Here is a 12,805-nt window from a genome sequence, read left to right on the forward strand (position 1 = left end):
GCCAATGATTTTTTAACTTACTTGCTTACCCCACCCTTCCCGTACACGTGTTACATTTTGCCGACTTCAAATCAATGATTTCAAATCGGCAAACTCCCATTTTATTAATTTTCTTTATATCGTTATTATAAGCCGACGTAGTTCTTTGAAAAACTTCCCACCTAAAAGACTATCATCTACTGTATTAAGTATTTTAATTGCTTTTGCTGGTGAGGGCAGGGATTGAAAGGGAAGACTCTTAATCATTGCATTAAAAAGGGATAGCTCTGAAACAATATCAGGGAAAAACGATTTCGTCATCGAATAAGTAAGTGCTGCGCGGTAATAAGAAAGAAAAGGAGTGACTATTAAAAACATTATTAAGAAAACAATTAAGATCTTTTTAAAATTAAGTAAAGAGAACTTCTGCATCAGAAAATAAAGAAATAAGAATAAAACCATAATAGAAACTAAAAGATATGCGGGATATAAAACTGCTTGAAGCCATAATGGAAAAAAGAGAAGTAAGCGTGATAGATCTATAAGCCAAAAAACAAAAAATCCTACTTCATATAAGAAAATTAATTTTAACACTGCTGAAAATTTAGCTAACCGATTAAAGAGTTTAATTAAGAGATAAAATATCCCTATATTTACTAGAAAAGCTAAAAGGATTGTAATTGCCTCTAAAATTATAAAATATGTCATAATTTTTTACTCAAAAAATCTAAAGGTAGAAAGCAACTTATTTATTATTTCATCCTTCAGGGGATCGCTTTTGGTGATTATATAAAAAGTCTGATTGTTTTCTGATATAAAAAATAATTTCAGTAGAAGAAACTTTTTCGTGTACTCTCCAGTCGTACCAGTTGTAACTGACTTTATCATCTATTTCACCGAGGGTAAAACTTCCCAATGCCGAGTTCCAAGTCTAAAATCTAGACCTGTTACATTATACAATGTCAAGAGCTAACTAGAAAGCCGCCTTTCACGGGCGGCTTTCTGTTTCTAAGGCGCATATATCCTAAATGAAATTAAAGCATCCTTAATTTCATTAAGAAACTAGCGCGCATACTCTACAAATCTATTCTCCCGCACAAGGGTTACCTTAATTTCCCCTGGGTAGCGAAGCTCCTCCTCAATTCTTCCCGCAATGTCTTTTGTGAGTTTCTCTGCCTCAACGTCAGACACTTCTTTTGGTTTTACAAATACCCTGATCTCTCTTCCCGCCTGAATGGCATAGGACTTTTCAACACCCTCAAAAGAATTGGTAACGTTCTCCAATTCCGCAATCCTTTTCAGGTAGTTTTCCAAACTGTCTTTTCTTGCTCCGGGGCGGGCTGCTGAAATGGCGTCTGCTGCCTGTACCAAAACCGCTTCAATGGTCTCATACGGATACTGCTCATGGTGAGACTTCATGGCATCAATCACTTCCTTTTCTGCTCCAAACTTCTCCAGCACGCGCATGCCAATGTCAATGTGGGAACCTTCTACCTGGTGATCCAAGGCCTTTCCAATGTCATGAAACAGTCCTGCTTTCTTTGCAATAGCAATATTCATTCCAATCTCTGCTGCCAAAGCTCCTGCCAGATGAGCCACCTCTATGGAGTGCAAGAGAACGTTCTGGCCGTAAGAGGTTCTGAACTTGAGTCTTCCCAGCAGCTGTATAAGCTTTGGGTCGCTTCCCACAATTCCAACGTCAAAGACCGCAGCTTCTCCTGCTTCTTTAATCTGCTGCTCAATCTCCTGTTCTACCTTTTCCACTTCTTCTTCAACGCGCGTTGGATGAATCCTGCCATCTTTCATCAGGCGTTCTAAGGCAACCTTTGCAATGTGGCGGCGCAAGGGGTCAAATCCAGAGATGACCACGGCTTCTGGGGTTTCGTCAACAATGATCTCAACTCCGGCTGCCCGTTCCAAGGCACGAATATTCCTTCCTTCCTTCCCAATGATTTTTCCTTTCATGTCTTCGGAAGGCAAGGGAACCGTAGTGCTAGAAATCTCTTGCACCTGAGAAACCGCAGTCTTTTGAATAGCATACGCAAGAATCTCTTTTGCTCTGTTTTCAAAGCGTTCCTGGCCCTCGGCTTCAAGCTTCCGGATTCTGCCCAAGATATCTTTCTCGTAGCTTTCCTCAACACCTTTAAACAACTGTTCTTTTGCTTCTTCACGGGAGAGCTTTGCTACCTGCTCGAGCTTTTGCAAAGTCTCGTTCTTGCTTTCGGCTAACTTCTGTTCTTCCTTTTTGAGTTTTTCTACTTTGGCAAAAAACTCCTGCTCCTTTTCTTCATACAAAGAAAGCTTGTCGCCTAAGGCGACCTCGCGCTTTAAGAGTAATTGTTCTGTTCCAAGCAGAGCTTTTCTGCGCTCGTCTTCTTGGCTTTTAGCTTTTGAAAGAAGTGCTTCTGCTTCTTTCTCTGCTTGAGCTACTTTCTTTTGCAGCCGCTGCTCTACGGTTCCGGCTTGGCGCTTTGCAAGGGATTGTCTCAACAAGTAGCCGAGAAAAATTCCCAGTGCCAAAGCCCCAAAGCCTGCCAAAAGGATTTGGGTTGTCATAGAGAATATTGAGCGATTGGATTGTATTGTTCATCCAAGGGTCAAAGTTACCTGGTAGTTAATTCCTAAGAATACACTACCAGATTTCCCTTCCCTTGTCAAAGGCCTCAAAAGCTCCGAAGAATCGCGGGGAGCCCCCTGGCCAAGAGGATGATGGCAAAGGCGATGACCGCCCACAGCAGGATGGTCCTGGCCCTCAAGATCTTTTCCGGCGCGCCTCCGGCCGTAAGCAAAAGGATACCCCCATACAGGATAATGATGGGGAGGACAACCACGGCAATGCCAAAGAGGAAGTTAAGAACGTTCTCCAGCAGCTCTTGTAGGGTTTCAGAAGAGATGGGGTTAAGGTCAGACGGGCTAATGATGGGAGGCCCCCCTCCACCAGGTCCCCCTCCGCCAGGCCCCCCTCCTGGCGGCGGCTGGACTACGACCGGATCCTGCTCAGTGGAAAAGGTTGCCGGCGAGGAATCGTCAATAGGACTTCCGGCCGAATTGTAGGCGGTCACCTTCCAAGTATAGGAATCTGCGAACTCAATCCTTCCAATGGAAAGAGCCAAGAAAGGAAAGGTACACGTGCCTCCAGCACACACCCCAGAAGAGATGTTGTCTTGAGATTCCGTAAACTTGGTTGGATTCGAGTGAAGAATATCCAAAACATACTTTGTGGCAAGTGGAATCTCCTGCCATTGGAAATGGGCGTCCACCTCCACATTTGTTGCTCCGTTCGTGGGAGCAAAGGTATCAAAGGCAAGAGCGCTGACAGGAGAGAGCAGGAGTGCGAGGGAAAACGTTAGGAGAAGAACCGGTTTCATTGATTCAGTATATCAAGCATTGATTTACTCCACAATCACCCAGGCCGTAGCACACGTTGCCGTTGCCCCGCTTAAGTCTCTGACTTCAACCTTTGGCATAAACGTCCCGAGACGCGCGTAGGAATGGAACGGAGAAGAATATTGTGACGTGTCCCCATCCCCAAAACTCCAGGAAAAGGAGAGTTGGTCTCCGTCGGGGTCCGTGGCTTGCGTCTCAAACCGAAACTCGGTGGTCCGGTCCCCCCGGCCAGGGGTAACCCGACAGAAGCTGATCTCGGGGCTTTTATTCACAAACACCCGGAACGGCACCGATTCCCCGGAAGCTACGTTTCCTGCCGCATCAGAACAGACAAAGGCGCCCCCGTACTCGCCGGGCACAGAAAAGGCGTGTAAAAAAGATACGCTGCAAGCTTCTCCCTCCTGGCAGGGCAAGGGGGAGAGAAAAACGTCTGCCTCCAGCACTTTTCTGTCTACAAAGAAGGCGCATCCCGTTATCTTGCCGTTGTCTGAAACCGTTGCTTCAATAATATACTCCTCCCCCGGCTGGACAATGGGAGGTAGGGAGGCCTTCCCCACCTCAGGACCGTTAAGGTCAATGAGGAACACGGCACTCTCCCAGGAAGATTCGTTCCCCGCCTTGTCGAATGCCTTGCTGGACAGCAGGCATCTTCCAGCAGAAGAGGTGGCATCAAATGTGGAGGAGCACGTCTGCCCCTGCCCGACCGAGACAAACACCCGAACTTCCTGGCAGGGGCGGACTCCCCCAACAGCCTGCCTTGTTCCAAGGTCCTGAATGATGTACTGACATTGGTGTTTCTCTGCGAAACCAGAATCGAGATCAGAATCAAGAATCGTGGCGAGAAATCCCTTGCTGTGCCAGGACTTGTCCTGCGGGAAGAAGATGGCCGTAAAAGGAGGAAGGGTATCACTTAAGACATCCGGCTGCTCGGCTTCTTGGGGGGATTCTCTCAGCAAGAACCCCACGGCAAACACCAGCAAAAGAACGCCAAGTCCAACAAAGAAGAAGGCAAGGTATCGTCTTCTCATTTCCGCATTCTACCACGAAAGAATCAAAAACGCGCAGGGTTTCCTGCGCGTCCTCTCCTCTCATCCCGACTTTGCCTTGATTACCTGATCAATTAAACCGTAAGTTTTTGCTTCCTCGGCTGTCATATAGTAATCGCGGTCCGTATCCTTTTCAATTTTTTCCATGGGTTGCCCCGTGTACTTTACCAGAATCTTGTTTAAGCGTTCTTTCATCCTCACGATTTCCTTGGCTGCAATCTCAATCTCAGAGGCCTGGCCCTGGGCTCCTCCTATGGGCTGGTGAATTAAAATTTGGGAGTTAGGCAGGGCAAAGCGCTTTCCTTTCTCGCCCGCTGCCAACAGCAGGGCTCCCATGGAGGCTGCCATGCCAACACATACCGTGTGTACGGGCGACTTTATATACTGCATGGTGTCATAGATGGCAAGCCCAGAGGAAATGATGCCGCCCGGGGTATTGATGTAGAACTGAATGGGTTTTTCTGCATCACGTGAAGCCAAAAACAAGAACTGGGCAATAATGGAGTTTGCCACTACGTCGTTAATGGGGGCCCCCAAAAAAACGATGCGGTCTCGCAAAAGACGAGAATAGATGTCGTAGGCCCGCTCCCCATATTGAGTCTTTTCAATAACGGTTGGAATAAGATTCATAATGTTATCTTACCCTTTTTCTTCTTTTGACGCAACCTCTTTGTGCCTCGTCGGCACATCCTCTGATTTCTCAACCTCCTCTTCTTCTTTTTCTAAAGAAACTCCTTTCCCTTCTGGGGTTCGAATATCTATCTTCCAACCCGTGAGTTTGGCCGCTAAGCGCACGTTCTGGCCATCCCGTCCAATGGCCAAGGACAGCTGATCTTCTGGAACAATGGCCACTGCCTTGTTCTGATCTTGAACCTCAACCTGCAGAACCTTGGCAGGGGATAGGGAATTTGCAAGATATACTTCAGAATCCTCTGCCCATTCAATAATGTCTATCTTTTCACCCCCCAGCTCATTAATAACGGCAGAAACCCTTGTACCTCTTTGCCCTACCATGGAGCCAACCGGATCCACCCCTTCCTCCCGCGAAACCACGGCAATCTTTGACCTGGATCCGGGTTCCCTGGTAATGGCCTTAATCTCCACGCTTTCTGCTGCAATCTCTGGAACTTCCAATTCAAAAAGCTTGGAAATGAACTTGGGGTAGGCACGAGAGAGAACCACAGAAGGACCCCGGGGCTGGTCTTCTACAGACAAGAGGTAGAACTTCAATCTTTGGCCCGGACGGTAAAACTCTCCTGGAACCTGCTCTTCTTTGGGCATAATTCCTAACGTCTTTCCCAGATCCACAAATACCATTCTTCCCTCCACTCGCTGCACAATGCCAGACACCAGCTCTCCTTCCTTTGACTGAAACTCTTCTAACACCGCCTCTCGTTCCGCCTCGCGTATCTTTTGCAAGATAACCTGCTTTGCGGTTTGAGCTGCAATCCTTCCGTAGTCGCCCTTTGACTCCAGTTTTATCTCCAGATCCTCTCCCACAGCAATCTTTTTTTGTATCTTCTTTGCGTCTGCCAAAAGAATGTGGCGCTCAGGGTGAAACCTCACCTTTTTCCCCTCTTGCGCAAGCTCTTCCTCCTCTTTTTTGTCCTTTAATTCCTCCAACTCCTCTTCTGAATAGATCATGTCTTCGTCTACCACCTGCTTTACCTGCCAAAACTCAACCTTCCCTGTTTTGGGGTCCATTTTTGCCTTCACTATCTGTCCTCTGGTTCCGTATTCTTTTTTGTAGGCAGCGGCAACAGCCTGCTCAATTAACTCAAAGACCTTTTCCTTGGGAAGGCCTTTCTCTTCTGCAATGATCTCTACTGCCAGTAAAAAGTTTTTTAGATCCATCCTTCGCTTTCTCGCTTCGCTCAAAAGCTACGGATGCCCTTCCGTAGCCTCCGGCGAAGGAGGGCTACAATTTCTATACTCTTGATTAAAGAATGTCCGCTTTTGGCGGACACCTTCATTCACAAAGCCACTATACATCCTTTACTCCACTCTGTCAATCCCTCCTTAATAAAATTAAGGAATCGTTCTGAGCTACCACACATAACGTAGCTCAGTCTCCAACTCTATATTCCTCACTTTTTGGAGGTTTCACCCTTCCAGATTTTATGTCTCTTTTAAGATAAAAACGAGGCTTCCCTATGACATCAAAAATAGTCTCGTATGGTTCAAAAGAAACCATGTCCTCTCCAAAACTTAAATCATCCAGATCGCGGAGGATAAGTAAAAGGATAGCAACGGTTGAGATAAGCGTGCCAGTCAAAAAAAGAGATGGTAGGTCTGGTGTTCTGACAAAAAAGATAGAGAACACCAGGATCAAAGAAAGAAACAAAACTACCATCCACTCCAATTTACTCAACCTATCTTTGCCATACATAAATAAGCGTTCTCGTGCGGTTGTAATCTCGTTTAAAAGCGGCAAGAAGTTCGTATACGTCTCCACTTCTTTATTGGTCTTTAATTCTTTTACATCACCAAGAGATTGAATGATTGCATTAAAATGCGGGTCAATTTTTCCATAGTCCTGCCACTCAACAGCAAAGAACTCTCTTACGTATCTATCAATAAGTTCTTGCTGTTTTTTTGCCCACTCTTTGTGCTGAGGGAAGTCCCCGAGTATCTGTGTAAAAAGATAATAGGTCTGAAGACCACTGACCTCTGTTGCAACACTGTCCCTGATTTTTTGGAACCTGCTCCATAGGTCGGTAATGAAAAACCCAACCAGGATTGCGAAAAGAAGGCCCACGACTCCCAGAATGGTGTTTATACCCTCTCCTACATCTTCCTTGGTGGGAAGCAGAAAAACCAGGAGAAACGATCCCGCTATAACAACAGTAACAAGATATGGGAGCTTAATTTTCTTTAAGAGAGAGGCCACATATTTATAATACTGAACTAGCACAATAAGACAAGAAACCCGCCTATTTGGCGCTTCTTTGTTTTGAGATAAACCGATATCTCCTAAATGAAATTAAAGCATTCTTAACTTCATTAGGGAATCACTAATTTCAATGAATATTGCTTAAATCTCGTTTAGGCATGAATGATTTTTCCGATTATCTCTTAAATGAAATTAAGGATTCCTTAATTTCATTTAAGAACTATTGAATTCTCACTTTGACCTACAAAAGGAGGTGGGGCATACTTGAGATATGAGCATTATACGGCTTGCCGTCTTCTTTCTCTTTCTCTTTTTTCCTTTCTCTCTTGCTTTCGCTCAAGAGACAAACGCCGGGTTTGTACAGGGTGTTTGGTATTCAAAAACCCCCTTTTTTGCAGGGGATACGATAAGAATATACACTGCAATTCAGAACAACTCCGGCTTTGACATTCAAGGAACCATAGAGTTTTTGGTAAACGGCAACAATATAGGTGAATCATCGTTTTCTGCTGCCAACGGAAGAATTACAGAAGCATGGAGCGATTGGAAAGTTACACAGGGAAATTACTCCGTTGCAGCTCACATTAAAGAAGCATTTAGGGTAGAGATTGGAAAAAATCCAGAGCCAATTTCCCTGGGCACTGGTGTGCTTGGAGCAAGCGAGGTGTTTATAGATGAAGATACGGATCAAGATGGAATAGGAAATATGGAGGATGACGACGATGATAACGACGGCCTCACAGATCAAGAGGAAGAAATACTTAAAACAGACCCTCTGAATCCAGATACAGACGGAGACGGAGTAAGCGACCAAGAAGAGGTAAATTCTGGGACCAACCCATTAGTAAAAGAGAATGCTTTAATAGAAACGCAGGAAAAATCAGAAAAAGAGGAAGTGGTACCAGAAGAATCCCTTTTAAAAGAGATTACTGACACAATAACCCAAGAATACCTTCCTTCTCTCGTACAAAAAGTAGATGCTCTCGCAAAAGACACAACAGAGAAACTCAAAGAGCAAAGACAGGAACTTCAAGAAAAGAAAAATGCATTTTTAGCAGGAAAAAGCCCCGAGCCCCTTTCTGTGGCAGAACAAAGCCTGGACTTTCTTTTAGCCTCAGCCATTATTGCCCTACCACAATGGCAGATTGGTTTGTTCCTCTTTTTTGCAATTGCAGCAGCTCTCCTGTTACGCCGTCTCGCTTCTAAAGAACAAGAAAGAGGATAAAGAAATTCACTAAGGCACTCAAGATACACCATTCACACCACTTTTTCAAGATGAAAGCTTGAACAAAAAGAAGGTACAAAGAAGCAAGGGAGGCTGAAATTGCAGCAAACAGCAAAAGGGAAAGAAGGGGAAGTCCCAGACCCATGGTATTGCCAAGCTGCGAGAGAACAAACAGGGCAAGAACAAAAAGGTAAAAGCCAACGCCAAACACCTCGCTGGGGATACCAAACATGTATCCATACTCGCTCTTGCTCACTTTGTCGCAGTCATCCCCAAAAAAACACACAAGCTTTTCCTTTCGGAGTTTTTTGTACAAGAGGTAAGAGGCATCTGCCAACCCAATAAGGGCTAGAACGGGAATCCAAAAAGAAAACATATTACAGCCAGCGGTTTTTCAAAAATAAGGTAAGAACGGCAACAGAAACTAAAATAGTGACCCCCAGCACCACCAAAAAGGCATCAGGGGAATCAGCCAGGGGAAGACGCACATTCATGCCGTAAAAAGAGGCAATAATGGTTGGAACGGTCAAAACAATGGTAAGAGCAGTTAAGATTTTTATCACCCGGTTTAAGTTGTTGCTCATGATGGTAGAGTATCCTTCCCTGACGTTGCTAATACTCCTCATGTTGGACTGGCACAGTTCAATTAACTGGCGGTTTGAAAGCGTGAGGTCTTCCACTAATTCGCGGTCTTGCTCGTAGAGCTGCAGAAATTTCCCAGACAAAAGATTATTCAGCAAGGTGTTTGTGGGGGTCAGGGCTGCGAGAAAATCGTTCAAAGACCCTTCAAACATCACAAACTGCTTTATCTCCTTGTTTCCAATGTCTTCTAAGCGAACCGTCACTCCCCGCACATTCTTTGCAATGTTGTTGATGAAAGAAGAGTACGCGGTGTTGATTTCAGAAAAGAGCTGCAGGAAGAGTTTGGTTTTTTGCGTGGTGTAAAATTCCACCCTGCCTTCCTGAAACTTTGCTAAAAAGGGAAGAGAACGATGAGAAATCGTCAAAACAAAGTTTTTGCCAACTGCAATCATGAGAGGAGTGGTGGTCTGCACTTCTTCTTGAAGAGGCACCCTTGTGTATACATACGTCACGCCTCCTTCTCGCTCCACCCGGGGAACCTCATAGGGATCCACAGCGTCTCGGAGAAGATCTCTATTAAGTGGCAGATCCTGTGCCAAAAAATCCAGCTCTTCCTCGGTTGGATTCTCAACTGCAACCCAAGAACCCGTCTTGAACTTTTCAAGCGTTTGGAGCTCCTGTTCTTTTAATGTTCTGTAGTAGATAGTAATCATAGAATTTTTCTATTATACCTTACGGTGGACCTAGGCGGAATCGAACCGCCGTCTCAGCAATGCGAATGCCGCATTCTACCATTGAACCATAGGCCCTGGTCGGGGATGTGGGAGTCGAACCCACCATCTCACCGTCCCGAACGGTGCATGTTGCCGCTACACTAATCCCCGTTTGTTTTTAATGTTTGAAACCAAGCAGTTGGTTTCAAACCCAATACTTTTGTTTTGACATTTCATCCCGCTTCATCTCCACATGTTCGCGCTCTTTCTTTGCCTTCTTTGAAAGATGGAGGAGTTCTGCCTCCTCAAGGGGTAAGAGTTCTTTTACTTCCCTCTCCAGATACTTTTTGGTATTCTTCTTGGGGTCTTCCAGCACCCCCGCCAACAGCACATCTAATAGGTAGCCAACCTTGGGACCAGGGGAAAGGTTTCCCAGTTTCATTACGTCCGAACCGTTGAGTTTTAACATCTTTGCTGAAATGGGGTCCTTTTGCACCCTTTCAATAACATACCGCAAGTGGCGAAGCTTGTAGGGTTCGGCCTTTGGCACCCCAGAGCCAATGCGGTCTGCCATGCGAACTTGCATTAAATCCTCCACGTTCTCTTTCCCAATATTTCGCAGTAACCTCCGAATGGATGATTCTGTTACTTCGTCCACGTTGTAGTAAAAGAGGTGATAACGAACCAGATTCGCTATCTTCCCTGTTTGTTTTTTGGGAAACTTAAGGCGTTCTAAAATCCGTTCTGTCATTTTAGCTCCCACCACCTCATGGCCATAGAAAGTGGAGTGTAAACCTTCTCCTCTCTTTACCTTGGGCTTGCCAACATCATGCAGCAAAGAAGCCAGTCTCACTTCCAAACTCCAGTTGTTTTTTGCTGCGTATTGCAAAGCCAAAAGGTTGTGTTCCCACACGGTGTAAATGTGGTGCTTGTTTTGAGCGACTCCATACCCTTGCTCAAGCTCCGGAAGAATGTATTTGAGCAGGCCTAATTCTCTGAGTTCTTCAATGCCTTCCATTGCTTTTTTGCCCATGAGAAGCTTTAAGAACTCATCCCGTATTCTTTCAGCTGAAATTTCTTTTAAAAGGCTTGCATCCTTTTGAATTGCCTTTCTGGTCTTCTCTTCTATTGCAAACCCCAGGGTTGCAACAAAGCGCACTGCTCTCATCATGCGCAAGGCATCTTCTTTAAACCGTTCCTTTGGATTTCCCACTGCGCGAATGAGTTTTGCTTTTAAGTCCCTTTGTCCTTCAAAAGGGTCGTACACCTTCAGCTCTCCTAAACGAGATTTAGGAGCTCCTAAATCTCGTTTAGGAGATAAGGCAATGGCATTTACAGTAAAGTCGCGGCGAGAAAGATCTTCGTTAAGATTATTTGCATATTCAACCCTTCCTGGCCTCCTTCGGTCTGCATACTCAAACTCAGCCCTAAAGGTGGTCACCTCAATCTCTTTTACATGGGGGTCTTTGCTGTTGGTGAGAATAGTTACCGTAAAGAACTTATTTTCATAGAAGTTGCTGGGAAAGAGTTTTTGAATCTGCTCTGGGGTGGCACTTGTCGCAATGTCCCAGTCGTTGGGCTCTTTTTTTAAGAACAGGTCCCGAACGCATCCTCCCACCACATATGCCTCAAAACCTGCTTTCTCAAGCTTTGCTACAACCTCTTTTACCTCTTTTGGAAGAGCAGTCTTCATCGCTTGAATATTAGCTTAAATTGTGGTATATTTCAATCGAAAGCTTCCTTAATTTCATTAAGGCCTGCCTGCGCAGACAGGAGATAGACGAGTAAATGTACTGTCCTCGTGGTGTAATGGATAACATTTTGCGCTTCGGACGCGACGATTGCAGGTTCGAGTCCTGCCGAGGACACAATCCTTAATTTCATTAAGAAAATATGGCAGAATAGAACAATGAAGAAGTTTCTCCCCATAGTTCTCATCGTATTCCTGTTTTTGCCTTTGCTCATTTTTGCACAACAGGGGCTGGTTCCTTGTGGCGAAGCAGGAAACCCTTGCAAGTTGTGCCATCTTTTTCAGCTCGTCAACAACATCTTAAATTGGGTGCTCTTTGTAATTATCCCCATTATAGCCCCTATCTTTATTGTGATTGGGGGCATCTACCTTTTGATTGCGCGAGGCGATCCTGGGATGTTTAGTAAGGGGAAAAGCGTCTTGACTGCAACCGTTATTGGCCTTATTATCGTGTACACCGCCTATGTTCTCTTGAGCACTGTGCTCACCTCTTTGGGAGTAGCTAACTGGACCGGCCTTGGAAGCTGGTGGCAAATTGCTTGTCCGATATAAATGAAGAGATTATAGACCCGGGGAAACCCAAACAGTCTGCCAAAGTAGTCCCGCACAAGCGGGACCCCGGGCCGAGCTTCTTATGCCGTGCTCGCCGCTGGCTCGCACATGGCAAAATATGTTGCTCGGCCGGCAAAAGCCAAGCAGTTGGAATGGGTAGATTATAGACCCGGTGCATTTTCTCGGTGAGCCGAGCCTACTGGCAAACAACGCTCGCAGAGAAAATGCCCCTTAAAACCAAAGCAGTTTGGTTTTAAGCCCCCATAGCTCAATGGCAGAGCAGAGGACTCTTAATCCTTTGATGTAAGTTCGACTCTTACTGGGGGCACTATATTTATTAGTAGTATGAAAGTACCTTGAATGAAATTAAGAACGTGTTGATTTTTTGGCGATTCGTGATACAGTGCAGCTATGCTCACTACAAAAGACAAGGAAAAACTGATTGAAAAATACAAGATTCATACCACAGACTCAGGGTCCCCCGAGGTTCAGATTGCCTTAATTACCGAGGAAATCAAGCGGCTGCTCTCACACTTAAAAAAGCATCCCAAGGACTTTCATTCAAAAAGGGGTCTTTTGAAAACCGTGGCAAAAAGGAGAACTCTCCTGGCATATCTCAAGCAGGAGAGCGTGAGACGCTACAACAGCCTTATTAAAAAGATTGGATTGAAAAAGTAA

Annotated in this window: 13 protein-coding genes and 4 tRNA genes; 5 read left to right on the forward strand and 12 right to left on the reverse strand. The window is 45.2% G+C overall.

From position 1 onward, the window contains the following. Positions 1–114 precede the first annotated feature (114 nt). From IH982_02710 to IH982_02740, 7 genes are all read right to left on the reverse strand, one after another. Entirely contained in the window at positions 115–687 is a 573-nt protein-coding gene (locus IH982_02710; GenBank protein ID MCH7828744.1) for a hypothetical protein, read from the reverse strand. Between the two features lie 354 nt (positions 688–1,041). Next, positions 1,042–2,535 (reverse strand): ribonuclease Y, encoded by a 1,494-nt coding sequence (rny, locus tag IH982_02715; GenBank protein MCH7828745.1) that lies wholly within the window; start codon positions 2,533–2,535, stop codon positions 1,042–1,044. A gap of 107 nt (positions 2,536–2,642) precedes the next feature. After that, positions 2,643–3,347 carry a hypothetical protein gene (locus IH982_02720; protein MCH7828746.1) on the reverse strand — a complete coding sequence of 235 codons (705 nt, stop codon included), beginning with the start codon at positions 3,345–3,347 and terminating at the stop codon, positions 2,643–2,645. 24 nt (positions 3,348–3,371) lie between these two features. Then, positions 3,372–4,394, reverse strand: coding sequence for a PKD domain-containing protein (locus tag IH982_02725; GenBank protein ID MCH7828747.1), 1,023 nt, complete (start codon positions 4,392–4,394; stop codon positions 3,372–3,374). Positions 4,395–4,454: 60 nt separating this feature from the next. Then, the gene (clpP, locus tag IH982_02730; GenBank protein ID MCH7828748.1) at positions 4,455–5,042 is read right to left on the reverse strand and encodes an ATP-dependent Clp endopeptidase proteolytic subunit ClpP; all 588 of its coding nucleotides are present in this window, start codon (positions 5,040–5,042) and stop codon (positions 4,455–4,457) included. Positions 5,043–5,051: 9 nt separating this feature from the next. Then, positions 5,052–6,266, reverse strand: a complete 1,215-nt coding sequence (nusA, locus tag IH982_02735; GenBank protein MCH7828749.1) for a transcription termination/antitermination protein NusA — start codon at positions 6,264–6,266, stop codon at positions 5,052–5,054. A gap of 211 nt (positions 6,267–6,477) precedes the next feature. Then, positions 6,478–7,302, reverse strand: a complete 825-nt coding sequence (locus IH982_02740) for a DUF4239 domain-containing protein (protein MCH7828750.1) — start codon at positions 7,300–7,302, stop codon at positions 6,478–6,480. Positions 7,303–7,576: 274 nt separating this feature from the next. On the opposite strand from IH982_02740, the gene IH982_02745 reads away from it, so the two are divergent. Continuing rightward, the gene (locus tag IH982_02745; protein ID MCH7828751.1) at positions 7,577–8,530 is read left to right on the forward strand and encodes a hypothetical protein; all 954 of its coding nucleotides are present in this window, start codon (positions 7,577–7,579) and stop codon (positions 8,528–8,530) included. On the opposite strand, the gene IH982_02750 is transcribed toward IH982_02745, so the two are convergent. The 5 genes from IH982_02750 to IH982_02770 all read right to left on the reverse strand — a co-directional run bounded on the left by IH982_02750 (position 8,508) and on the right by IH982_02770 (position 11,518). Then, positions 8,508–8,906 carry a vitamin K epoxide reductase family protein gene (locus tag IH982_02750; GenBank protein ID MCH7828752.1) on the reverse strand — a complete coding sequence of 133 codons (399 nt, stop codon included), beginning with the start codon at positions 8,904–8,906 and terminating at the stop codon, positions 8,508–8,510. The two genes, IH982_02745 and IH982_02750, sit on opposite strands and share 23 nt — an antisense overlap. Position 8,907: 1 nt before the next feature. Further along, a complete protein-coding gene (locus IH982_02755; GenBank protein ID MCH7828753.1) occupies positions 8,908–9,825 on the reverse strand; it encodes a magnesium transporter CorA family protein in 918 nt (305 codons plus the stop codon). A gap of 25 nt (positions 9,826–9,850) precedes the next feature. Then, positions 9,851–9,921: transfer RNA gene (locus IH982_02760), tRNA-Ala, on the reverse strand. After that, positions 9,922–9,996: transfer RNA gene (locus IH982_02765), tRNA-Pro, on the reverse strand. A 34-nt stretch (positions 9,997–10,030) separates the two neighbouring features. Further along, complete coding sequence (locus IH982_02770; GenBank protein MCH7828754.1) at positions 10,031–11,518, reverse strand: HD domain-containing protein; 1,488 nt, start codon at positions 11,516–11,518, stop codon at positions 10,031–10,033. Between the two features lie 102 nt (positions 11,519–11,620). On the opposite strand from IH982_02770, the gene IH982_02775 reads away from it, so the two are divergent. From IH982_02775 to rpsO, 4 genes are all read left to right on the forward strand, one after another. Next, positions 11,621–11,693: transfer RNA gene (locus tag IH982_02775), tRNA-Arg, on the forward strand. Positions 11,694–11,734: 41 nt separating this feature from the next. Beyond that, a complete protein-coding gene (locus IH982_02780) occupies positions 11,735–12,127 on the forward strand; it encodes a hypothetical protein (protein MCH7828755.1) in 393 nt (130 codons plus the stop codon). A 257-nt stretch (positions 12,128–12,384) separates the two neighbouring features. After that, a tRNA-Lys gene (locus IH982_02785) sits at positions 12,385–12,455 on the forward strand. An 83-nt stretch (positions 12,456–12,538) separates the two neighbouring features. Continuing rightward, on the forward strand, positions 12,539–12,805 hold the full coding sequence (rpsO, locus tag IH982_02790; protein ID MCH7828756.1) for a 30S ribosomal protein S15: 267 nt from the start codon (positions 12,539–12,541) through the stop codon (positions 12,803–12,805).

It is taken from the genome of Patescibacteria group bacterium, assembly GCA_022563395.1.
GTDB lineage: Bacteria > Patescibacteriota > Minisyncoccia > Minisyncoccales > UBA10102 > 01-FULL-49-22b.

What these genes read in the sequence shown, in the direction of transcription:
- IH982_02720 (MCH7828746.1), bottom strand. Translation starts at nt 3,347, where the DNA reads ATGAAACCGGTTCTTCTCCTAACGTTTTCCCTCGCACTCCTGCTCTCT.
- IH982_02725 (MCH7828747.1), bottom strand. Translation starts at nt 4,394, where the DNA reads ATGAGAAGACGATACCTTGCCTTCTTCTTTGTTGGACTTGGCGTTCTT.
- clpP (MCH7828748.1), bottom strand. Translation starts at nt 5,042, where the DNA reads ATGAATCTTATTCCAACCGTTATTGAAAAGACTCAATATGGGGAGCGG.
- rny (MCH7828745.1), bottom strand. Translation starts at nt 2,535, where the DNA reads ATGACAACCCAAATCCTTTTGGCAGGCTTTGGGGCTTTGGCACTGGGA.
- IH982_02745 (MCH7828751.1), top strand. Translation starts at nt 7,577, where the DNA reads ATGAGCATTATACGGCTTGCCGTCTTCTTTCTCTTTCTCTTTTTTCCT.
- IH982_02780 (MCH7828755.1), top strand. Translation starts at nt 11,735, where the DNA reads ATGAAGAAGTTTCTCCCCATAGTTCTCATCGTATTCCTGTTTTTGCCT.
- nusA (MCH7828749.1), bottom strand. Translation starts at nt 6,266, where the DNA reads ATGGATCTAAAAAACTTTTTACTGGCAGTAGAGATCATTGCAGAAGAG.
- IH982_02755 (MCH7828753.1), bottom strand. Translation starts at nt 9,825, where the DNA reads ATGATTACTATCTACTACAGAACATTAAAAGAACAGGAGCTCCAAACG.
- IH982_02770 (MCH7828754.1), bottom strand. Translation starts at nt 11,518, where the DNA reads ATGAAGACTGCTCTTCCAAAAGAGGTAAAAGAGGTTGTAGCAAAGCTT.
- IH982_02710 (MCH7828744.1), bottom strand. Translation starts at nt 687, where the DNA reads ATGACATATTTTATAATTTTAGAGGCAATTACAATCCTTTTAGCTTTT.
- rpsO (MCH7828756.1), top strand. Translation starts at nt 12,539, where the DNA reads ATGCTCACTACAAAAGACAAGGAAAAACTGATTGAAAAATACAAGATT.
- IH982_02750 (MCH7828752.1), bottom strand. Translation starts at nt 8,906, where the DNA reads ATGTTTTCTTTTTGGATTCCCGTTCTAGCCCTTATTGGGTTGGCAGAT.